Below are 22791 nucleotides of genomic sequence, written 5' to 3' on the forward strand. Positions count from 1 at the left end.
TCCTGCCCGTCATGTTTTGCCGCTCAATCTTCGGTACTACCACCCATCGGCGATGCGCAAAGCATGTTTTTCAGGCAGCCCAGCCGAGCGGATGCGTTCCTGCACCTCGGGGATGTTGTAGCTCACGCGGCGCGGAGTCCATGTCTGTGCTTCGGTGTCGTAAATGGCGTATGCGGCCCGCGGATCACGGTCACGCGGCTGGCCGACCGAGCCCGGGTTGAGAATGATCTTCGGACGCAGTTCCACGACCACATCGGGGGTTGTCTGCCCGAGGGTCACGCGTTTGGAATTGCCGTCCATCATGAACGAGCATTGGATGTGCGAATGGCCGACGAAACAGCTCGTCGTGTTGAAATGGTCGAAATTGAGCTGCGCCGAAAACGAATTCAAAATATATTCCCACAACGGGTCGCGTGGACTTCCATGCGCGAGCGTGGCATCACCACACACTTTTGTATTCGAGGAAAGTGTACGCATGTAATCCAGGTTGCTGGCAGATAAAACTTTTTCATGATAGATCAGGGAGCGGCGTGCATCTCCATTGAAGGTTTCGAGCGGCATCTTTCCGATGGCAGCCACGTCATGGTTGCCAAGCAGGCAGGTGAGGTTCGGAATATCCTGAATCTCTTCGACCACTGCGTTCGGGTCAGGGCCATAGCCAACGAGATCGCCAAGGCACCAGGTTTCATCCACCTGACCGGCATCCTTCAATACGGCTTCAAGGGCAGTGTAATTCGCATGAATGTCCGACATAACTAAAACGCGCATATTTACTCCAGCAACCGTGATGTGTGTTCGATAATGATTTCAGCCACTTCCATTTTACTTGTCAACGGCAGGTTTTCCCGTGCGCCGTTCGCAAACAGAATGGTGACTCGATTCGTCTCCACCGCAAACCCCGCATCGCTGGCAGAGATATCGTTCGCAACAATGAAATCCAGTTTTTTGGATTTCAACTTCTCGGCGGCATTTTCAAGAAGATTTTGACTCTCCGCCGCAAACCCCACCATGACTTGAAAACGCTTCTTATCGACGGGTGAGCCTGATACTGTTTTAAGAATATCGGGCGTCGCTTCAAGCTCAATCTGCGGAATACCGTCGCGTTTCTTCATTTTATCTTTGGCCGCATTCTTCGGGCGGAAATCCGCCGCCGCCGCCGCCATGATCAACGCATCGGCGGACTCGGCCAACACGGCCTTGAGCATCTCTTCCGCGCTGTTCACTTTGACGACACGCGCTCCCACAGGGGCGGTCAATGCTGTCGGAGCAGTGACCAGGCAAACGTCCGCGCCTGAATCGAGCGCGGCCTGGGCGATGGCATATCCCTGTTTGCCCGATGAATGATTGGTGATGACCCGCACCGGGTCGAGCGCTTCCTGAGTCCCGCCCGCAGTGACAACCACTTTTTTGCCCGCGAGCTTTCCTTTTCTACCCAACACAATGCGAATGTGGCCGAGTATTTCCGCAGGCTCCACCATGCGGCCCGTGCCAGTCAACCCCGAAGCGAGGTGGCCTTCTGCAGGCCCAACGATGATCGCACCGCGTTCTTTTAATTTTGCAAGATTGTCCTGCGTGGCGGGGTGATCGAACATGCCGCCGTCCATCGCGGGCGCGATCACCAGCGGACAGGTCGCTGCGAGTGCGGTAACTGTCAATAGATTGTCTGCGATTCCATTCGCGAGCTTTGCGATCGTATCGGCCGTGCACGGCGCAATGACGAGCAGGTCCGCCGTTTTGCCAAAGCTGACATGCAGGACGTGTGCTTCGTTGCCCCACAGGTCGTTGTCAGTATATGCGCGGCGCCCAGTGACAGATTGAAAGGTGAGCGGCGTGACGAATTTTTCCCCTGCGTTGGTTAAGATCACATCCACATCCGCGCCTGCCTGCGCAAGTTTGGAAGCCAGGTCGGCGGCCTTATAACCCGCAATGGAACCCGTCACACCGAGCAGGATATGTTTATTCGAAAGGATGGACATATGCGGTCATTATACTTCCAAGAGAAAAATGTAAGAGGTTATTTTCATTATGTGTATTTATCTTGCATGGTGCGTTTTTGCCTAAAATGCCAGCAATAATTCAGATTAATCTGTCTGAAAAAGGAGGCGCAAATTCTGCAAAATGTAATCGATTGACATACCCGAAACTTACACCAGCCCCTTGACTTATTTCCGAATCTGCCTATAATCGGACGAAATCACAAGCCCATGAATCCATCTTTGTTCAGCCTCTCCCTTATTGTAGTCGTCCTTGTAGTCCTTATTATTAAAGGATTATTTTCGGTTAGGATGGCAACGGTGAGAGCAAAGTAAATCACTGAGTAAGTACGAAGAGCCGCCCTAACCACGGGCGGCTCTTTTTTTATCTTGACCTCACCCCCAACCCTCTCCTGAGAGGAGAGGGGAGTCTCAAAAGGAGCACCATGCGTTCAGATACAGTTAAAAAAGGTTATGAGAAAGCGCCGCACCGTGCGTTGTTACGCGCCACGGGTTTGAAGGATGAGGATTTTAATAAGCCTTTCGTTGCCATCGTTAATTCTTACGTGGATGTTGTGCCCGGGCATGTGCATTTGCAGGAATTCGGCAAAATGGTAAAAGATGCCGTCCGCGCGGCGGGTGGTGTACCTTTTGAGTTCAACACCATCGGCGTGGATGATGGTATTGCGATGGGTCACATGGGGATGAAGTACTCGCTTCCTTCGCGTGAACTGATTGCTGACTGCGTCGAGACCATGATCGAAGCTCATCGATTCGACGCAATGGTCTGCATCCCGAACTGTGACAAGATCGTGCCAGGCATGCTATTGGCCGCCATGCGCGTGAACGTGCCGACCATTTTTGTCTCTGGCGGCGCGATGAAGGCGGGAATGACCCCCGATGGCGAGACCATTGACTTGATCTCTGTCTTCGAAGGCGTGGGTGCATTTTCAGCGGGGAAGATCGACGAAAAGCGTTTGTCCATTTTGGAAAAATTTGCCTGTCCATCCTGCGGTTCATGTTCTGGCATGTTCACTGCGAATTCGATGAACTGTTTGATGGAAGTGCTCGGTTTGGCCCTGCCGTATAACGGATCCGCTCTGGCGAAGACTCCCGAGCGTGAGTCATTGGCGAAGCAGGCCGCCGCTCAGGTGATGACCCTGATCGAACGGGACATCAAGCCACGTGATATTGTCACTGCCGAAGCCATTGACGATGCTTTCGCATTGGACATGGCGATGGGTGGCTCATCCAATACGGTGCTGCATACTTTGGCATTAGCCAACGAGGCAGGCGTGGACTATCCACTGACCCGCATCAATGCCGTGGCGGATAAAGTACCTCACATCTGCAAGGTCAGCCCTGCGGGCAAATGGCATATGGAAGATGTGCATCGCGCAGGTGGGATCCCCGCCATTTTGAACGAAGTTCAGCGGGGAACGGGAATGCTCCATTTTGACCGCATGACAGTAACAGGCAAGACGTTGGGGGAATCGATTCAGGGTTGTGAGATCAAAGACGAAGATGTAATTCGCAAATATGACAATGCACATTCCAAGCGCGGCGGCTTGTCCATTTTGTTTGGAAACCTTGCTCCGAAGGGCGCTGTTGTAAAAGTTGGCGGTGTGAGTGAAGCTATGATGAAGTTCGAAGGCCCTGCTGTCATCTTTGAATCACAGGATGAGGCCATGGCTGGGATTCTGGCTGGCAAGGTCAAAGCTGGAGATTGTGTAGTGGTCCGTTACGAGGGCCCCAAGGGCGGACCGGGTATGCAGGAAATGTTGTCGCCCACGTCCGCCATCATGGGGCAGGGACTTGGCGACAAGGTCGCGCTCATCACCGATGGACGCTTTAGCGGCGGGACTCGCGGCGCATGCATCGGTCATGTGTCACCCGAGGCTGCGGCGCGCGGTCCGATTGCGGCGATCCAGGCCGGGGACATTGTCCAAATCGATTTAATGGCACGCAGCCTCAACGTTAAGTTGAGCGATGCGGAGATCCAGAGTCGGCTTGAGGCGCTGCCCCAGTTCAAATCCACAACGACATCCAAATGGTTAAAGCGATATTCGTATTTTGTGACAAGCGCAGATACAGGTGCGATATTAGAAAGTTAACTCAAAACCCTAAAGGTCTTTAAGACCTTTAGGGTTTATCTAAGGAGAGCGAATGAAAAAGACAGGTGCAGAAATATTGTGGGAGTGTTTGGTGCGCGAAGGCGTGGAAGTGGTCTTCGGGTATCCGGGCGGGGCGAACATGCCGATCTACGATGCGATGCTCAGTTATCCGGTGCATCATGTTCTGGTGCGGCATGAGCAGGGCGGGGCGCACATGGCCGATGGGTATGCGCGTGCTTCTGGCAAGGTCGGCGTTTCGATGGGCACATCGGGACCCGGTGCAACGAATCTGGTCACAGGTATTGCAACCGCGATGATGGATTCAGTTCCCGTTGTGTTCATCACTGGGCAGGTCGCCGCGCATTTGATCGGTGGGGATGCGTTTCAGGAAGTGGATGTGACCGGTATTACATTGCCGATCACGAAGCATAACTATCTTGTCACGCGTGCCGATGAGATCGCGGAAGTGGTGCGCGAAGCGTTTTACATTGCGCGCAGCGGACGTCCCGGCCCCGTTTTGATCGACATTTGCAAGAATGCACAGGTTGAACAAACGGAATTCATTTATCCCGAAGAAGTGAAACTGCCCGGATATCAGCCTGTGTCACATGCGCCAAAGGATTCACTGGATGAAGCGGTGAAGTTGATCGAGAAGGCGCAGCGCCCGATCATTTTGTGCGGACATGGCGTTTTGATGTCCAAGGCTGAAGAAGCGTTGATGCAGTTCGCGGTGAAGACCCAGACGCCTGTGGCAAGCACATTGCTCGGTTTGGGTGCATTCCCTGCTTCGCATGAACTGAGCCTCGGCATGATGGGGATGCATGGCGAAGTCCATACCAACCTGGCAATCCAAAACTCCGATTTGATCCTTGCCTTTGGAATGCGTTTCGATGACCGCGTAACGGGAACGTTGAAGACATATGCGCCGCGCGCAAAGAAGATCCACATCGAGATCGACCCCTCGGAAGTGCACAAGAACGTGGCGGTGGATGTTCCGCTCGTGGGCGACCTGAAGACCGTGTTGTCTGATCTCATTCCGCTGGTTGATGAATACGACCATGAAGAATGGAAGAAGGAGATCAACGCCTGGAAGACCGAAGCCGATTCGCGCAGTATTATGAATTGGGAGGACGACGGCAAATTGTACGTGGCTCATCTCATCGGTGATATTTGGAAGGCGACAGGCGGCGGCGCAATCGTCACTACCGACGTGGGTCAGCATCAAATGTGGACCGCGCAATATTATCAACTCGATAAACCGAATCGCTGGCTGACCTCGGGCGGCGCGGGCACCATGGGCTTTGGCCTGCCCGCTGCGATCGGTGCCTGGTTTGCGGCAAAGGATCAGGAAATCTGGGCAATCGCTGGTGACGGCGGTTTCCAAATGACAGCCGCAGAATTGACCACCGCCGTTCAGGAAGGCGCGAATGTGAAAGTCGCCATCATGAACAACAGCTTCCTCGGCATGGTGCGCCAGTGGCAGGAGTTCTTCTTTGAGAAGCGTTACTCTGCCGTGAACATGCTTGCCCCCGATTTTGTAAAACTGGCCGACGCGCATGGTGTCCCCGCGAGACGCGTGACCAAACGCGAAGAAGTGGAACGAGGCCATCGAATGGGCACGTAAGACCAAGGGCCCCGTCGTGCTCGAATTCCGCGTTGAAATGGAAGACGCGGTGTACCCGATGGTTCCCGCAGGGGCGGCGCTGGATCAAATGATACAGAGACCAGCAAAAGTATAACGTCGTTGCGAGGAGGGTGCTCAGCACTTGCGTACTGGGCAAGTGTCCCGACGAAGCAACCTCGCAATGAAGAAGGAGAATCAAATGAACTACACTTTTATAGCATTAGTAGAAAACAGACCCGGCGTGTTGAACCGCGTAGCATCGCTGTTTCGCCGCCGCAATTTCAATATTGAATCGCTCGCGGTGGGGCGCACGGAAGACCCTGAAGTTTCACGCATGACCGTGGTCGTGGATTGTCCCAACGGCGATATGGATGCGCACAAGATCGAAGCAAATCTGTATAAGCTCGTCAACGTGATCGACGTGCAGGACGTCACGCGTCAACCTTCGGTAACCCGTGATCTGGCTCTGATCAAGGTAAAGGTCGGCCCCGAAAAACGCGCCGAAGTCAACGGCCTCGCTGATATTTTCCGCGCCCGCATCGTGGATGTGGCGACCGATTCGGTCATCGTCGAGATCACCGGCACCGAAGACAAGATCGAAGGCATGATCGAGTTGCTGCGTCCGCTCGGCATTGTGGAAATGGTCCGCACGGGACAGGTTGCAATGACCCGCGGTGTTAACGACGGTGTGCGCCGCGTCCCCGGTGTGAATGGCCATCGCTTCGAAGATGTATCTGAACTGGCAGAAATGACGCCGTAAAGAAAAGGATGAATGCTGAAGGATAAAGGACGAATAAAATACTTTTCTGCCTATTTCCCTTCCAGCTCTCATCTTAAATTCAAAAAATAGAAACTCAAAATAAAAACAAACAGGAGAATTTTTATCATGGCAAGAATCAATTTTGGTGGTGTTGAAGAAGAAGTAGTGACTCGCGACGAGTTTTCTTTGGAAAAAGCGCGTGAGGTGTTGAAGAATGAAGTCGTGGCTGTCGTTGGCTATGGAGTGCAGGGACCTGCACAGGCTATGAACATGCGCGATAACGGCATTAACGTCATCGTCGGTCAGCGCGAAGGCACACCCAATTGGGATAAGGCTGTCGCGGATGGCTGGGTTCCCGGCAAGACCCTGTTCAATGTTGAAGAAGCCGCAGAAAAAGGGACCGTCATCCAATACCTTTTGTCCGATGCTGGTCAACGCTCGCTGTGGCCCAAGATCGTGGAATGCTTAAACGAAGGTGACATGCTGTACTTCTCACACGGTTTCTCTGTTACATATAAGGATGACACCGGTGTCATTCCTCCTCCACATGTGGATGTGGCTTTGGTGGCACCCAAGGGATCAGGCACCAGCGTCCGCCGTAACTTCCTCGCAGGCAGCGGTATCAATGCCAGTTATGCTGTGCATCAGGACCACACAGGCCGTGCAGCCGAGCGCACCATTGCATTGGGTATCGCCATCGGCGCTGGTTATTTATTCAAGACCGATTTCAGAAATGAAGTGTACAGCGACTTGACTGGTGAACGCGGTATTCTCATCGGCGCGCTCTCTGGTGTGATGGAAGCCCAATACAACGTCCTTCGCAAGCATGGACATTCCCCCAGTGAAGCTTTCAACGAGACTGTGGAAGAACTTACCCAGTCGCTCATCCGCCTTGTGGGTGAGAACGGCATGGACTTTATGTATGCCAACTGCTCCACCACCGCCCAGCGCGGTGCGCTCGATTGGCATCCCCGCTTCCGCGATGCGGTTGCGCCTGTGTTCGATGCGCTGTATGAATCCGTCGTCAGCGGCAATGAAGCACGTATCACCCTCGAAGCCAACAGCCGCCCAGATTATCGCGAACAACTTGAAAAGGAACTTGCCGCTTTCCGCGATTCCGAAATGTGGCGCGCTGGCGCGGCGGTACGTTCATTACGCCCTGAAAATTGGCAGAAGTAGTCTTATAGTCCTGTAGTCGGTTAGTCTTATGGTCATGTGTGTTGACTGTTCGACTATTTGACGAACGACCAACCGACCTGTGATTTGGAGACAAGCTTATGAATAACTATGTAAAGATTTTCGACACAACCTTGCGCGATGGTGAACAATCCCCGGGCGCAACGATGACCTCGGCTGAGAAACTGGAAGTGGCGCATAATCTTGCCCGTCTCGGCGTGGACATCATCGAAGCGGGATTCCCTGCCGCATCGCCTGACGACCTCGAAGCTGTCAGGCGGATCGCTCTTGAAATTGGCAACCCGCCCACGGGTAGTCCCGATGCGAAAGTCCCTGTCATCGCTGGATTGGCGCGCGCAAATAAGGCCGACATCGATAAAGCATGGGAAGCTGTTCAAGGTGCGAAGAAGCCGCGCATTCACACTTTCCTTGCCACGTCCGCGATCCACATGAAGCATAAGTTGAAGATGGATCCCGAGGAAGTGGTTCAGCGTGTGTCCGAAATGGTTGCGTATGCAAAGACACTGTGTATGGATGTGGAATTCTCACCTGAAGATGCTGGCCGTTCCGATCCTGAGTTTTTGTATGTTGTTTTGGGCGAAGCCATCAAATCTGGTGCCACCACATTGAACATTCCCGATACGGTTGGTTACACCACGCCTGATGAATTTTATAAATTGATCGACGGCATCATCAAGCACACGCCAGGCATGCACGAAGGTATTACGGTGTCTGTGCATTGCCATGATGACCTCGGACTTGCAACCGCCAACACGCTCGCAGGGATTCAAGCGGGCGCGCGTCAGGCTGAAGTGACCATCAATGGCATTGGCGAACGCGCAGGCAATACGTCACTGGAAGAAGTTGTCATGGCTTTGAAGACACGCCATCCTGTTTTTCAACTTGAAACAGGGATTGAGACTCAGCAGATTTCACGCATCAGCAAACTGGTCAGCAATTACACGGGTATGGTTGTGCAGCCGAACAAGGCCATCGTCGGCGCGAATGCGTTCGCGCATGAAGCGGGCATTCATCAGGATGGAATGCTCAAGCACCAGACCACTTATGAGATCATGCGTCCTGAAGATGTCGGCGTGAATCAAACCAAGCTGGTGTTGGGCAAGCATTCAGGCCGCCATGCGTTGCGCAACCGCCTTGCTGAAATGGGACATTCCCTCGACGAAGTCGAACTCGATAAAGCCTTTGCGCGTTTCAAGGAACTGGCCGACCGCAAGAAGGTCATCACCGATCTTGATCTCGAAGCCGTGATCGCCGACGAATTCTATAAACCACGCGATGTGTATCTGCTCAATGGAATGCAGGTCACCAGCGGCACGATGGGTATGCCCACGGCAACTGTCCGTTTGCGCGGTCCCGATGGAATTATCCATACTGTTGCGGCAATCGGTACAGGTCCCGTGGATGCGACTTACAAGGCCATTGACCAGATCGTTAACGTGCCTTGCACGTTGCTTGAGTTCAACATCCATGCCATCACCGAAGGCATCGACGCGCTCGGCGAAGTGACCGTCCGCATTCAAAGCGAAAGCAGCTCCACCACCATGGACCCGCAAAGCGAAGTTGAATATGTCCGCATTTACGGCGGCCATGGCGCGGATACAGACATCATCGTCGCCAGTGCCAAGGCTTATATTAATGCGCTCAATAAATTGATCATTGCCCAGACCGAAGGCACCGAAAAAGTACAGAACGATTTCGGCGTGATGCTCGGATAAAAGGAAAAAAATAGAATGACTACTCAATATGAAGAAAGAAACCCGTTTCCCGAACCGCAAACCATCCCCTCTGGATGGGACACAAGTGCGTTTCTTTCCGCCCCCGAACCTGATTCTGCTCAAGAAGCAGAGGACTCCACTGAAGGTTAAAACCAATTAACCGCAAAGATCGCCAAGGTCGCGAAGAAATATAAATAGTTTTTCTTGGTGTTCTTTGAGTGCTTAGTGGTTCAAAAAATCTTATGGCTAAAACACTCTTTCAAAAAATCTGGGACTCGCACGTTGTTGCAGAACAGCCTGAATCTCCCGCCGTTCTCTACATTGACCTGCACCTCGTGCATGAAGTCACATCTCCGCAAGCCTTCACGGGCCTGCGCCAGCGCGGACTCAAAGTCCGCCGCCCCGATAAAACCCTCGCCACGATGGATCATTCCATCCCGACCACGCCCGTTGACGTTCCCATCGCAGATGCAATGGCCGCCGCGCAGATCAAGCAGATGGAAACCAATGCCGCTGAATTCGGAATTACCTTGCACGGCATGACCAGCCCGCACCGCGGCATTGTCCACGTGATTGGCCCCGAACTCGGACGCACTCAGCCAGGCATGACCATCGTCTGCGGCGACAGTCACACCGCCACGCATGGCGCATTCGGCGCGCTTGCATTCGGCATCGGCACCTCCGAAGTGGAACATGTGCTCGCGACTCAATGTCTCTTGCAGAAGAAGCCCAAGACCTACGAAGTCCGCGTGGAAGGCAAACTTGCCGAAGGCGTTTCCGCCAAAGACATCATCCTCGCGCTCATCGCTCGCATCGGCGTCGGTGGGGGAACGGGACATGTCTTCGAGTACACAGGTGAAGCCATCCGCAGCCTGAGCATGGAACAGCGCATGACCATCTGCAACATGTCCATTGAAGGCGGCGCACGCGCAGGCATGATCGCCCCCGATGAAGTGACCTTTGAATATCTCAAAGGCCGCGAGTTCGCTCCCCAAGGCGAAGAATGGGACAAAGCCGTTGCCTACTGGAAGACATTGCCCAGTGACGAAGGCGCCGTCTACGACAAGACCATCACCATCAATGCCGCCGAACTCGAACCGATGATCACCTACGGCACGAATCCCGGCATGGGCATGAAGATCACAGATCGTGTCCCCACCACCGAATCATTCACCGAACCTTCGCAAAAAGCCGCGTTTGAAAAAGCATTGAATTACATGGGCTTGCAGCCGGGTCAATCCCTCCTCGGCAAAAAAGTGGATGTGGTCTTCATCGGCTCCTGCACCAACTCGCGCATCTCCGATCTGCGTCTCGCCGCTGCCATGCTCAAGGGACGCAAAGTTTCCGAAAGCACTCGCGTCATGGTCGTGCCTGGTTCACAGGATGTGAAGAAGCAAGCCGAGCAGGAAGGCCTCGATAAGATATTCAAAGAAGCTGGCGCAGAATGGCGCGAAGCAGGCTGCTCAATGTGTATCGCAATGAACGGGGATGAATTGAAGCCTGGTCAATACGCCGTTTCAACCAGCAATCGCAACTTTGAAGGTCGCCAGGGCAAAGGCGGACGCACCTTCCTTGCGAGTCCCATCACTGCTGCGGCAACTGCCATCAGCGGCGTGGTCACTGATCCGCGCACAATTTCTTAATGCAGAATGCAAAATGATGAACGCAGAATAAAAAAATTCATCATTCTGAATTCATCATTCATCATTTGGAGAACCATGGCAAACTTTACAACCCTTACTTCCCGCGTCATGCCTGTTCCCGTCAATGACATTGACACGGATCAGATCATCCCCGCGCAATTTTTGAAAGTCACCGACAAGAACGGCCTCGCCGATGCGCTCTTCTTCAACTGGCGCTACAACGATGATAAATCTCCCAACAAGGATTTCATCATCAACAAACCTGAATCAGCTGGCTGCCAAATTCTATTGGCAGGTGACAACTTCGGGTGCGGTTCGAGCCGCGAGCACGCTCCCTGGGCGCTCACTGCCTACGGCTTCCGCGCTGTCATCAGCACATCCTTCGCAGACATCTTCCGCAACAATTCTTTGAAGAATGGATTGATCCCCATCATCGTGGATGACGCGACTCACAAGATGCTCTTCGAGCTTGTGGAAGAAGCGCCTCGTGCCGAACTGACAGTTGATCTGGCCACCCAGACATTGTCCTACCCTGGGGGCTCGGTCAACTTCCCGATCGACCCGTTCAATAAAACTTGTTTGTTGAACGGTGTGGATGAACTCGGCTACATCATGGGTTTTGAGAATCAGATCGCGGCTTACGAAAGCCGACCATAGACCACAGACGATGGACAACGTGGTCAATGGTCTATCGTTCATCGTCAGATAAGATACCTATGCAGCAAATCCAAATCTACGACACCACCCTCCGCGACGGGACACAATCCGAAGGCTTCAACCTTTCGGCGAACGATAAAGTCCGTGTTGCGCAAAAACTGGATGATCTTGGCGTTGCCTTCATCGAAGGCGGCTGGCCTGGTTCCAATCCAAAAGACGTTGAGTTCTTTGAACGCGCCCGCGACATGCAGTGGAAGCATGCGCTTATTACTGCGTTCGGTTCCACCTGCCGCGTCAAAGGCGGGCCCGAAGACGATGCCAACATCAAAGCCCTGCTTGATTCGAAAACACCCGTCTGCACCATTTTCGGCAAGACATGGACATTGCATGTCAAGGAAGTTTTGCTGACCACGAATGACGATAACCTGCGCATCATCGAGCAGTCAGTTGCCTATCTCAAAGCCAATGGCAAGCGTGTCATTTACGATGCCGAGCATTTCTTTGACGGCTACAAAGCAGATTCGGCTTACGCTCTTGAAACATTGAAAGCCGCAGTCCGCGGCGGTGCAGAGACAGTCGTCCTGTGCGACACCAACGGCGGCACCTTGCCGTGGGAAGTGGAAAGCATCGTGCGCGAATTGAAGCCTGCGCTTGCGCATCCATTTGGAATCCATACCCATAATGATGGCGACTGTGCCGTGATCAATTCGTTGATGGCGGTGCGTGAAGGTGCAATTCAGGTGCAAGGCACGATCAACGGAGTGGGGGAGCGTTGCGGCAATGCCAATTTGATCTCCATCATGGCAGACCTCGAACTCAAGATGGGCTATCAATGTTTGCCCGCAGGAAAACTTGAGCACTTATACGACCTCTCTCATTTTGTAGCGGAAGTGGCGAACATCACACCTGATGAACATTTGCCTTTTGTTGGCAAATCTGCTTTTGCGCACAAAGGCGGCGTGCACGTTGCAGCCATGAGACGCAGCGCGCAGTCCTATCAACATGTGGAACCTGAAAAGGTTGGCAACAAAATGCGCGTGGTCGTCTCCGACCTTTCAGGCCGCGGCAACCTCCTCAGCAAAGCCGAAGAACACGGCGTGGAAGTGGATGGCACCGAAGTTGTCCCCGTCCTCAACGAGATCAAGGAACTTGAGTCGCGCGGCTTCTCCTTTGAAGCGGCAGAAGCTTCCGTCACCATCATGTTGAAGCGGCAGGAATACGGCTACAAACCGCCTTTTGAACTCATTGACTTTTTTGTCAACGTCGAGCACCGTCAGGGACGTGGTATCTTTGCGGAAGCAATGGTCAAGGTCCGTGTGCAGGGTGAAGTGCTGCATACCGCTGCAGAAGGCAATGGCCCCGTCAACGCGCTTGACCTTGCGTTGCGAAAAGCCCTTGTCGGGTATTATCCGCAGATCGCGAATTTTCATCTTTCTGATTACAAAGTCCGTATTCTGGATTCAGATCACGGTACCGAAGCCATCACCCGCGTGTTGATCGATACTCGCAACACCACCAGCCGCTGGAGCACCGTCGGTGCAGGCACGAACATCATCGAGGCCTCCTGGCGCGCGCTGGCAGATTCAGTGGAATATGGGCTGATGGTGGCTCACTAAATTCTGACAACGGACGATAGACCATTGACCATTTTTTGTGGTCCGTTGTCCATCGTCCATGGTCACAAAATAAGGAATTATTCATGCAAGCAAAGATTACCCTCCTCCCTGGCGACGGCATTGGACCCGAAGTGGTCGGTGAAGCCGTGCGCGTGCTGGATGTGATTGCCAGCAAATACAATCACACATTTGAATACAAAGAACGTTTGATGGGCGGCTGTTCCATTGATAAATATGGTTCATCGCTCACGGACGAAACCCTCGCCGATTGCCAATCTGCGGATGCGGTTTTGCTCGGTGCAGTGGGTGGCCCCAAGTGGGATGACCCCGCTGCCAAAGACCGCCCTGAACGCGGATTGCTCGCGCTTCGCAAAGGTCTCGGCGTGTTCGCAAATCTGCGCCCTGTCAAAGTCCACCCTGCGTTGATGGAGTGGTCTCCGCTCAAGCCTGAGAAATTGAAAGGCGTGGATATTCTCGTGGTGCGCGAACTCACGGGCGGCCTGTACTTCGGCTGGCCCAAGGGACGCGACATCAAAGATGGCCGCGAGCGCGCTGTGGATACGCTTGAATATTACGATTACGAAGTCCGCCGTGTGATGGAACTGGCTTTCAAACTTGCGAAAGGCCGCAAGAAAAAAGTCACTTCTGTGGATAAAGCCAATGTGTTGGAATCATCGCGGCTGTGGCGTCAGATCGCAACCAAAGTGGGCGCGGATAATAAGGATGTGGAGCTCGATCACATGCTCGTGGATACCGCCTCAATGAAGCTGATAACTGGTCCCGCGTGGATGGATGTGATCGTCACTGAGAACATGTTCGGCGACATTCTCACGGACGAGGCGTCGGTTTTGGCAGGATCGATGGGGATGTTGCCCTCTGCCAGTTTGGGAGAATCAACTGTCGGGTTGTACGAACCGATCCACGGGTCTGCTCCAGATATCGCAGGCAAGGGAATCGCAAATCCGACTGGAACAATTCTTTCAACGGCAATGCTTCTGCGTCATTCATTGAAATTGGAAGCCGAAGCCGCGGCGATCGAAAAGGCTGTGGATGAAACCATCACCGAAGGCGCGCGCACTGCCGACATCGGTGGTAAATTAACGACCCGTCAGATGGCGGATGAAATCATCAAAAAATTATAAGGAGATTGAGCTATGGGCATGGAATCGAAATTCATCTGGATGAACGGTGAAATGGTGCCGTTCGAAAAAGCGACTCTTCATTTTCTCACGCCTGCACTGCATTATGGCGCGGCTGTGTTTGAAGGAATTCGCGCGTACGATACGCCGAAGGGTCCTGCGGTTTTTCGTTTGACAGATCACGCTGAGCGTTTATTGGATTCTGCACGTGTATTCGGATTTCGAGATCTGCCCTGGACAACTGAACAGATCGTTGATGCGGTCAAGCAGACCGTGAAAGTCAATGGATTCAAGGATTGCTATATTCGTCCGCTTTTGTATCTGGATGGCGGCGGCTGGAATCTGAATGTGGATTATGGTAAGGCATCCCTGGCGATTGCTGCATGGGAATGGGGCAACTATCTCGGTGAAGAAGCGCGTGCAAAAGGAATCCGCGCGAACATTTCATCGTTCACGCGTCATCACCCGAATGTGTTGATGACCAAAGCAAAAGTTTCAGGGAACTACGCAAACAGTTTCCTCGCCAAGACCGAGTCGGAGCGCCTTGGTTTCCAGGAAGCCATCATGCTCGATCCGCAGGGATATGTGGCTGAGTGTACTGGTGAGAACCTGTTCATGGTTCGCCACGGCAAGATCGTGACGCCGTCCACTGCGCCTGTGTTGGAAGGTGTGACCCGCCACTCGATCCACACGATCGCCAAGGATATGGGCTATCGCATTTTGGAGCAGCCGATCTCTCGCGATCAGCTTTATATTGCCGATGAGGTCTTTGTCTGCGGAACTGCTGCCGAGTGCATCGGTTTGAGCGAGATCGACTTCCGCACGATCGGCAATGGCAAGACTGGCCCTGTGACAAAGCAGATTCAGGATGTTTACCATGAAGCCATTCGCGGAAAACTTCCACAATATGAAGCATGGTGTGAGTACGTGGGGTAAAAAATAAAACCAGTTGGGAAATGGATCGGGTGAGGCTTTCGAGCTTCACCCGATTTGCTTTCTGAGCGTGAGTTGTCCCTCCAGCCGTCGCAAATGACTGTTTGACTGTATAATTTCGCCGAGAGCTTTCACCCTGTTGTGGAGGAAAACCAAGCATGGACACAGTGCGCCCTTATATCACAAAAGACGAACCGTTTGGCCCCATTGATTCGACCGATATCGACTCAAACGATATTGACGCGCTGCGTTTGTTATTTGAACAACAAAATCGGATCTACAAAAACCTTCGCAACAGGCCGTCCATCATCATCGGGCGCAGGGGCTCGGGGAAGACCTATTACCTGCGCAGTGTCTTTTTCGACAAGGCGTACAAGCATTACACCGAGATCCGCACCGCACGTGTGCTGGGGCATATGGCCAAGGTGGTGCAAAAGGCCACGAAGGATGCATTCTTCCCGGAGATGGTCTCAGAACTTTGGGAGATGATCCTGTGGGTGGGCGTGTTCGCCGAAGTGCGAAAACATTCCCTGCTTTCCTCCGATGACCTGTATGTCGTGAACGCGTATCTGGAAAAACTGGATGTGCGTGGAACAGATGACATCGACGGTCTTTTTATCGACCTTACAAACATGCTCGACAATGCAATGGACAAGAATCCCAGCCGCGGGGCGGCCGATATTCTGCGCGGACTGGATCGATTTAGCTTTGATTATGCCAAGTCGATTGTGTTGAGCAGCTTTGAACGCTCCAATATCTCATTCGTCATCCTGATGGATTCGCTCGATGATTTCCAACTCGATATCGATTCAGTGGCGCACTCGCTTCAGGGACTCCTAAAACTGGTCGGCTCAATGAACAAGCCGCGCGATCTGGTGGATATCCGTTTTTGTTTGCCCGCCGAGGTCTATCACCGCTTTACCAGAATTTCTTCCAACCCCAACAAGGATTTTCGCCGTGCCCTCCGCCTGCAATGGACAGCCAGTGAGTTGATCTTCATCGGTGCGAGAAGGCTGGGGTTCTATCTCGATTTATATTATCCTGATCTTTTACGCACGTTGTATCCATTGAATGTTTCCAACAGGGCCGATGCATTGCGTTTGTTTCAGTTGGTGCTGCCTGAAAAGATCGAGAATCAGGGTGGTTTTCAGGAAGATACGATGTCGTACATCCTCAGGCATACCCAGTTGTTGCCGCGTCATTTCCTGATGTTGTTGAATTCCATCTTCAGGAAGACCGGGCTTACACAGTCATTGAATCCGTTTCCGATCCCGAAGGAACGCATCATCAACGGTATTCGCCAGGTGGAGGAATTGATCGTCAAGGAGGTTTTTGTGGCGTTCAAATTGATCTACCCAACCGCCGAGGAAACTTGCAGACGCTGCCTCCCCGAACTGGGACATAAATTTACAATGGGCGACCTGCACCGCGTTTTTACCCGCCATGGGAAAGCGGTCTTTGGCAGCGACAGCCTTTTTGATTTTCAAAGAATGCTGCTCGAGATCGGCGCAGTCGGCAGAGTGATTCCCGGCAAGGATTCCGATCTGTATATCAAGGGTAATTTCGAATACACGGTCCAGCATCAACTGTCGCTGAGTCAGGACGATGAGCTTTGCATTCATCCGCTTTTTTCAGGAATTTATCAAGGCGATGGTAAACTGGGGCGGCCTGTCTATCCGTATGGAAGCGTGCTCGAAGATGCGGATTATAGAGATACCGACGATTGACCCCTAACTGTGGACGATGACTAAAAAAGCGCGTCCATGTGACGCGCTTTTTGCTGCTTCTGTTTTCTGACGATTTATCGCAGCCGACGCATTTGTGCTGCGTGAACAAGTAATTCGAAAAAAAGGACTCTTACATGAAATGGATCAAATCCCACCCCTGGCTGACAGGTTTGCTTTTCGTGCTTATCGCCAGTATCGTTTTCTTTTTCTATACCGACCTGCACCTGCTCTACCGTTCGCGCCCCGCTGAGTTTGAAGCCGCCGTCATACAGGACCTGCAGGATGCCAAGATGTCTGGCGCGGCAATCCTTTTTGTCCGCGATGGGCAGGTCGAATCTGCAAAGGGGTATGGCTTCGCCGATGTGGAATCAGGCCGCAGCGTGAATCCAGATACGCTTTTCACCGTCGCATCTGTTTCAAAAACTGTGACCGCCACCGCATTGATGACTCTGTATGAGCAGGGCAAGTTCGGGCTGGATGATGATATCAATGACTATCTGCCTTTTGATATCCGCAACCCAACTTATACCGATACACCCATCACGTTCCGCATGTTGTTATCGCATACTTCGAGCATCATCGATAGCAGCGCCTACGACAGATTTTATACGTTGAAGAAAACTCCCGTCCTGCCTGATTCTCCCATCTCACTTGAATTTCAAATGAAAGATTATCTAGGTGTCGATGGGGAATGGTACGACACCGAAGAGAATTTTCTCAAAGAGGCACCGGGCGCGGTTTACTTTTACTCCAACACGGGCTATGGCTTGATCGGTTATCTTGTGGAACAGATCAGCGGCATGCCTTTCAATGAATACTGCAGGCAGGCCATTTTCGAACCGCTCGGCATGGAACACAGCGCCTGGCTTTTCAAGGATGTGGATACAAGCCTGATGGCCATCCCTTATGGATACAATGACTTGACCCGCCAACCCAGAGTCATTGGGTTTTACGGGTATCCAACCTATCCTGATGGCACGTTGAAGACCAGTGTCAATGAGTATGCCCGTTTTCTTTCTGTGTTCGTCAACGAAGGCAGGACTTTTGAGGGCGAACAGTTTCTCAAACCTGAGACGGTGAAAGAGATGCTTGCGCGGCAAAATTTCCCTGGCATCGAATCACCCGCCGCTGTGGGGCTGGCCTGGCACTTTGACGGAGAATCCTACCTTCACACAGGCGGTGACCCGGGCATCAGCACCCTCGTCTATTTCAACCCTGAAACGGATCGCGCTGTCATCTTCTTCTCCAACAGCGGCGGCGAGTATGACATCCCCGGCGTGGCCCGCCTTATCTTTATTGATTCCAAACTCTCACCCTTGTTGATCGAGAAAATGAACGCTCCGTAGTATATGGATAATAAATGATGTAAAAGGCCGTTGAGTTTTGCTTTTAAAAGCAAAATTCAACGGCTTGGCGGGGAAATTCATATAAGCTTTCTTTGAACATAATGAATAGATATTGTGATGCGATTTGTCAATGTGGGGAAGGAACGTCACAATGAGCATGTTATCGGTTTGTTTTGTTGTATACTGACAAAAAACGAATCTGGAGTTCATATGAGCAAATTGACTACGGAAAAATATCTTGTTAGAGCATTACTCAACAATGGGGTGATGTCAAAGGCGCTTTTTGAAGAAGAGCTGTTAGATCAGCTGGATGAATTCATGAAGTCGAAGAAGGAGGATGGGGATGACCTTTTCTTTGTGGTTACCGAGCGGGATAATCATGTTGCCATGCTTTTGATTGACGAGGATGATACTGTTCACGTCAATGAGGAGGCTCGTGCTGTATTAAAGGCGCATTGGAAGAAGTCGGTCTATGAAGAAACGATACTGGAATTGCTCCCGCAAATGGTTGAAGAATTGGATGCAGGTTATTATTTTGTGACCGGGCTGCAGGCACAAGATGATGCTGAGCAGGAGCTTTAATTCCCAGAGTGGCTAACTTTGTCCGCAGCGGGGAGCAGCTTACAGTTAAGTCTGAGGCGCAGGGTTATATCCATTTTGTGCAGGAGTAATAATGGAATCCATTCAGGAACTTTATCGGATCGGCGTGGGGCCGTCGAGCAGCCATACCATGGGACCGCGGCGTGCGGCGGAAATTTTTTGCGAGCGGTATCCATCGGCGGCGGGGTATCGCGTAAAACTTTATGGAAGTCTGGCGGCCACAGGGCGCGGACATTTGACCGATGCGGCGCTCAAAAGTGTTTTTGTGCCGGGCGCGTTGGAAGTGATCTGGAAGCCGGAGAAGGAACTTCCCTTTCATCCGAATGGGATGCGCTTTACAGCAGTGGATGCGGATGGCAAGGCGCTTGGGCGTTGGGAAGTGTTCAGCGTGGGCGGCGGCGCGTTGCGTGACGAGGGCAGCCTGCCTATTCCGCAGCAAGTGTATGACCTGAACAAAATGTATGAGATCCTCGACCAATGCAAATTGACGGGACAGGCGTTGTGGGAGTATGTGGAAGAACGCGAGGGCAAACAGATTTGGGATCACCTGCGCAAAGTGTGGGACGTGATGCAGGCGGCCATCGAACGCGGCTTGCATGCGGAAGGCGTGTTGCCCGGTGGGTTGGGGCTGGCGCGCAAGTCGTGGTCGTTTTATCGCAAGACCATGCTTTCGGGGCAGGTGCTTCAGCGCGCGGGGTTGGTCTCTGCGTATGCGCTGGCGGTTTCAGAAGAGAACGCTTGCGGCGGCGAGATCGTGACCGCGCCCACTTGCGGCTCGTGCGGCATTGTCCCTGCGGTGCTGCGTTATTTGCAGGAAGTGTTGAAGTGTTCGGATGATTCGATTCTGCGGGCGCTTGCGACTGCGGGACTGATCGGCAATTTGGCGAAACACAACGCCTCAATCTCCGGTGCCGAAGTTGGTTGCCAGGGAGAAGTGGGAGTTGCCTGCGCTATGGCAGCGGGTGCGGCAGCGCAACTGCTGGGCGGCACATCGCGCCAGATCGAATACGCCGCCGAGATGGGACTGGAACACAACCTCGGCCTGACCTGTGACCCCGTGGCGGGACTGGTGCAAATTCCATGCATTGAGCGCAATGCCTTCGCCGCCGCACAAGCTCTCGCCAGCGCCGACTACGCTCTCTTCACCGATGGCGGACATCGCATCTCGTATGATGAGGTGGTCTCTGTCATGCGTGAGACGGGGCAAGCTCTGCCTTCGCTGTATCGTGAGACGTCTGTGGGTGGGTTGGCAAAGGCGTATCGTCATCGAAAACGGGGGAAGGCGTAGAGGCGTTGCTTAATTTAATGGAGCAAGTTTCCCGCTCGTAGAATTCCAACCACGCCCACCAATATCCAAAAAATATTTAGAAGCGAGTATGCCTGATCCTTTTTTAGGATGGCACACCATGAAAGCAGGATCGCATCTATGGTGTTGAATATCCACACAAACATGAACGGACTGGCTGGTCCCAGCCAGCTTACAAGGCTGAAACTAAAAATCCGCATGATCACCCCGATCATTTCGAACGTGCGAATGTTTTTCAAGACGAAGGCATTTATTTGTGTCATTTTATTCCTCGGTGAAAAAATTTGACGGAGTATAGCAGGGCTTTCCATAATGAGTATGGCAATATAATCTCTTATGGCGCTTTTGAAATTTTATATGCAATAAAAAGAATGCCGGGTTACTCATGTGTGGGGATAGGTTTATAATTTCAACCCCAATGGCGTGCTCATGGTAGGTGACGGAAATGGAAGCTGTTCAGCCTGCTGTTCCACATTGCGATCTGTTTATGAAAGGTATGTCTGGCTTAATCTAATGGGACTTATACTGACATTCACCTTAAGTGCATATTATCGAAGAAGTCATGTCTTGAGTGTTGCGTTGAATCCATCCAGTGATAAAGCGAGGTCGTGGTGATCTCTTTTGAAATTGATATCACCACGGTTTTGCTTTTTCTGTTTTTTGGAAACCTGGTCACCGCTGGCTTGCTCGCCATATATTCAAGTGATTTCATTGACCAGCGCACGTATCGTCAATTTCTGGCTGGCAAGCTGCTTCAAAGCATATCCTGGATGCTGCTCGCAATGCGCGGAAAAATCCCCGATGTGCTTTCAGCTCATCTCGGAAACTCGCTTCTTCTGATCGGTTTTGCGCTGGAGGCTCTGGCAATCATTTCTGTTGAGAAGCCGAGAAAGCGCTGGGAAACGTATTATGCGATCGTCGTTGTTGTCTTTATTTTTGTTTTCTGGACATTTGCAAAACAACCCAATGAGTATGTTTACATATCGTCTGCTTTTGCCGCCCTGATGTTTCTTTCTGTAACGATCTTTTTTGTGCGTGATTCCAGGAAATCTGTTTTACGGTATTCGCTCAGTGCAATTTATACGGTCTCTTGCCTCATCCTTTTAGTCCGCAGTACGAACGCTTTTCTTCATGCTGACTACAAATTGATGTCTAATGAATTTTCACAGAACCTAACCTTTCTTTCGACTTATTTGCTGATGATCATTAGTGGAAGCAGCTTTTTATTATTACAGCGGGAGCGCATGGATGAATTGTTAAGGGGCGCCAATCAGGAACTCGATCAACTGGCGCATATTGACGGTCTGACAAATTTAGCCAATCGACGCAAGTTTAGCGAAAACCTGACCTATGGCATTTCGGAAAGCCGCCGCCGTGCAGAACCGCTGGCGCTCATTATGGCGGATATCGATTTTTTCAAGAAATACAATGATTATTACGGGCATGTTCATGGGGATCGATGCCTGGTGCAAGTGGCACAAGAGTTGAAACAGCACTGTCGTCGCAGCACGGACCTGATCTCCCGTTATGGCGGGGAGGAGTTTGCGATCGTCCTGATGAATACGGATATTACAGAAGCCAGCCGTATTGCTGAAGCGGTACGCAAGGGAATTCAAAACCTGTCCATTCCGCACGCTGACTCTGACGTGGGCGATTGCGTTACGTTGAGTCTGGGTGTGTTTTCTGCAATCCCAGACTTGGATGAGCATGATTATGACTGGTATATCATCGAAGCGGACCGACGCTTATATCATGCCAAGCGTGCTGGGCGGAATCAGTGTGCGCCTGACTTCCCCTGCGTGGACAAGAATCCTCGACGATTATTTGTTGCGAAACAGATATATACAAAACCAAGTTTTCAAGCATATAATAAAAGGGCTATTGATTTCGGAAGCAAAAAAAGAAAAGTCTATAATGTGAAGTTCGTAATCGTTATCTGGAAAGGCAGGGCGATATGGATATTCAGTTTCGTGAGACAAAGGCATTATGGGAAGGGGCGCTCGAACAGCCAGCGCTGGCGTATACCCGCGGCGCGGATGAAATCTCTGCCAGCATTGGAGAGCCTTTCCAATGGGCGGACGGGGAAATGTTGGGCGGCAATTGGAAACCGCCTGTAGGCGGCAATCGTTTTTATCTTTTACAACTCGCATTCACGCTCAGCCCGCGCGGAAATATCAAAGTGACCTCAGCGGATTTTTGCCTGACCCTCGGCAAACAGGGAGATAAAAAAGCCGTGGTCTTTGATGCGTTTCCACGCGAGCAAACCATTGCAACCGATGATTCGGTGACGCTTGGTATTGGTCCCGATTTCAAATTTGGAACGACGGACGCCTCGCTTGCAAAGCGAAGCGAAGTTCGATCTGGGCGTGATCCCTGTGGTGCATGTGGAAGGTTTGCAGAGCCAAAACTTTGCTGGCGATATTCCGGAACATGCGAAATAT

The 22791-nt window shown here is 52.0% G+C and carries 20 protein-coding genes; 17 read left to right on the top strand and 3 right to left on the bottom strand.

Annotated features, from left to right (window positions below):
* Window positions 1–36 precede the first annotated feature (36 nt).
* Both IPI86_RS07845 and coaBC read right to left on the bottom strand, forming a co-directional pair.
* Window positions 37–768: a metallophosphoesterase family protein gene (locus IPI86_RS07845; RefSeq protein ID WP_345297444.1), complete on the bottom strand. Its 732-nt coding sequence runs from the start codon at window positions 766–768 to the stop codon at window positions 37–39.
* Window positions 769–770: 2 nt separating this feature from the next.
* Window positions 771–1976, bottom strand: coding sequence for a bifunctional phosphopantothenoylcysteine decarboxylase/phosphopantothenate--cysteine ligase CoaBC (gene coaBC, locus IPI86_RS07850; RefSeq protein ID WP_345297445.1), 1206 nt, complete (start codon window positions 1974–1976; stop codon window positions 771–773).
* A 443-nt stretch (window positions 1977–2419) separates the two neighbouring features.
* Between coaBC and ilvD the strand changes: the two genes are divergently transcribed.
* From ilvD to IPI86_RS07925, 15 genes are all read left to right on the top strand, one after another.
* Window positions 2420–4087, top strand: a complete 1668-nt coding sequence (ilvD, locus tag IPI86_RS07855) for a dihydroxy-acid dehydratase (RefSeq protein ID WP_345297446.1) — start codon at window positions 2420–2422, stop codon at window positions 4085–4087.
* A 52-nt stretch (window positions 4088–4139) separates the two neighbouring features.
* Complete coding sequence (gene ilvB, locus IPI86_RS07860) at window positions 4140–5711, top strand: biosynthetic-type acetolactate synthase large subunit (protein WP_345297447.1); 1572 nt, start codon at window positions 4140–4142, stop codon at window positions 5709–5711.
* A 199-nt stretch (window positions 5712–5910) separates the two neighbouring features.
* A complete protein-coding gene (ilvN, locus tag IPI86_RS07865; RefSeq protein ID WP_345297448.1) occupies window positions 5911–6471 on the top strand; it encodes an acetolactate synthase small subunit in 561 nt (186 codons plus the stop codon).
* A gap of 126 nt (window positions 6472–6597) precedes the next feature.
* Window positions 6598–7650, top strand: coding sequence for a ketol-acid reductoisomerase (ilvC, locus tag IPI86_RS07870; RefSeq protein WP_345297449.1), 1053 nt, complete (start codon window positions 6598–6600; stop codon window positions 7648–7650).
* A gap of 98 nt (window positions 7651–7748) precedes the next feature.
* Window positions 7749–9383 carry a 2-isopropylmalate synthase gene (locus IPI86_RS07875; protein ID WP_345297450.1) on the top strand — a complete coding sequence of 545 codons (1635 nt, stop codon included), beginning with the start codon at window positions 7749–7751 and terminating at the stop codon, window positions 9381–9383.
* Between the two features lie 15 nt (window positions 9384–9398).
* A complete protein-coding gene (locus IPI86_RS07880; RefSeq protein ID WP_345297451.1) occupies window positions 9399–9533 on the top strand; it encodes a hypothetical protein in 135 nt (44 codons plus the stop codon).
* A gap of 92 nt (window positions 9534–9625) precedes the next feature.
* Window positions 9626–11026, top strand: a complete 1401-nt coding sequence (gene leuC / locus IPI86_RS07885) for a 3-isopropylmalate dehydratase large subunit (RefSeq protein ID WP_345297452.1) — start codon at window positions 9626–9628, stop codon at window positions 11024–11026.
* Window positions 11027–11101: 75 nt separating this feature from the next.
* A complete protein-coding gene (gene leuD / locus IPI86_RS07890) occupies window positions 11102–11683 on the top strand; it encodes a 3-isopropylmalate dehydratase small subunit (RefSeq protein WP_345297453.1) in 582 nt (193 codons plus the stop codon).
* A gap of 59 nt (window positions 11684–11742) precedes the next feature.
* The gene (gene cimA / locus IPI86_RS07895; RefSeq protein WP_345297454.1) at window positions 11743–13299 is read left to right on the top strand and encodes a citramalate synthase; all 1557 of its coding nucleotides are present in this window, start codon (window positions 11743–11745) and stop codon (window positions 13297–13299) included.
* An 83-nt stretch (window positions 13300–13382) separates the two neighbouring features.
* The gene (leuB, locus tag IPI86_RS07900; RefSeq protein ID WP_345297455.1) at window positions 13383–14441 is read left to right on the top strand and encodes a 3-isopropylmalate dehydrogenase; all 1059 of its coding nucleotides are present in this window, start codon (window positions 13383–13385) and stop codon (window positions 14439–14441) included.
* A gap of 18 nt (window positions 14442–14459) precedes the next feature.
* On the top strand, window positions 14460–15374 hold the full coding sequence (locus IPI86_RS07905) for a branched-chain amino acid transaminase (protein WP_345297456.1): 915 nt from the start codon (window positions 14460–14462) through the stop codon (window positions 15372–15374).
* A 155-nt stretch (window positions 15375–15529) separates the two neighbouring features.
* Window positions 15530–17098: a hypothetical protein gene (locus tag IPI86_RS07910; RefSeq protein WP_345297457.1), complete on the top strand. Its 1569-nt coding sequence runs from the start codon at window positions 15530–15532 to the stop codon at window positions 17096–17098.
* A gap of 134 nt (window positions 17099–17232) precedes the next feature.
* Window positions 17233–18444 carry a serine hydrolase domain-containing protein gene (locus IPI86_RS07915; protein ID WP_345297458.1) on the top strand — a complete coding sequence of 404 codons (1212 nt, stop codon included), beginning with the start codon at window positions 17233–17235 and terminating at the stop codon, window positions 18442–18444.
* Window positions 18445–18654: 210 nt separating this feature from the next.
* Window positions 18655–19026 (top strand): hypothetical protein, encoded by a 372-nt coding sequence (locus tag IPI86_RS07920; RefSeq protein WP_345297459.1) that lies wholly within the window; start codon window positions 18655–18657, stop codon window positions 19024–19026.
* A 91-nt stretch (window positions 19027–19117) separates the two neighbouring features.
* On the top strand, window positions 19118–20332 hold the full coding sequence (locus IPI86_RS07925) for an L-serine ammonia-lyase (RefSeq protein WP_345297460.1): 1215 nt from the start codon (window positions 19118–19120) through the stop codon (window positions 20330–20332).
* 14 nt (window positions 20333–20346) lie between these two features.
* Here IPI86_RS07925 and IPI86_RS07930 read toward each other — a convergent pair whose 3' ends face one another.
* On the bottom strand, window positions 20347–20613 hold the full coding sequence (locus IPI86_RS07930) for a hypothetical protein (RefSeq protein ID WP_345297461.1): 267 nt from the start codon (window positions 20611–20613) through the stop codon (window positions 20347–20349).
* Window positions 20614–21132: 519 nt separating this feature from the next.
* Between IPI86_RS07930 and IPI86_RS07935 the strand changes: the two genes are divergently transcribed.
* Complete coding sequence (locus tag IPI86_RS07935) at window positions 21133–22467, top strand: diguanylate cyclase (protein WP_345297462.1); 1335 nt, start codon at window positions 21133–21135, stop codon at window positions 22465–22467.
* On the top strand, window positions 22437–22791 hold a 355-nt coding region (locus IPI86_RS07940), incomplete at its 3' end, for a hypothetical protein (RefSeq protein WP_345297463.1). The genes IPI86_RS07935 and IPI86_RS07940, both read left to right, overlap by 31 nt.

Source organism: Candidatus Villigracilis affinis (genome assembly GCF_016705895.1).
In the GTDB taxonomy this organism is placed as follows: Bacteria; Chloroflexota; Anaerolineae; order Anaerolineales; family Villigracilaceae; genus Villigracilis; species Villigracilis affinis.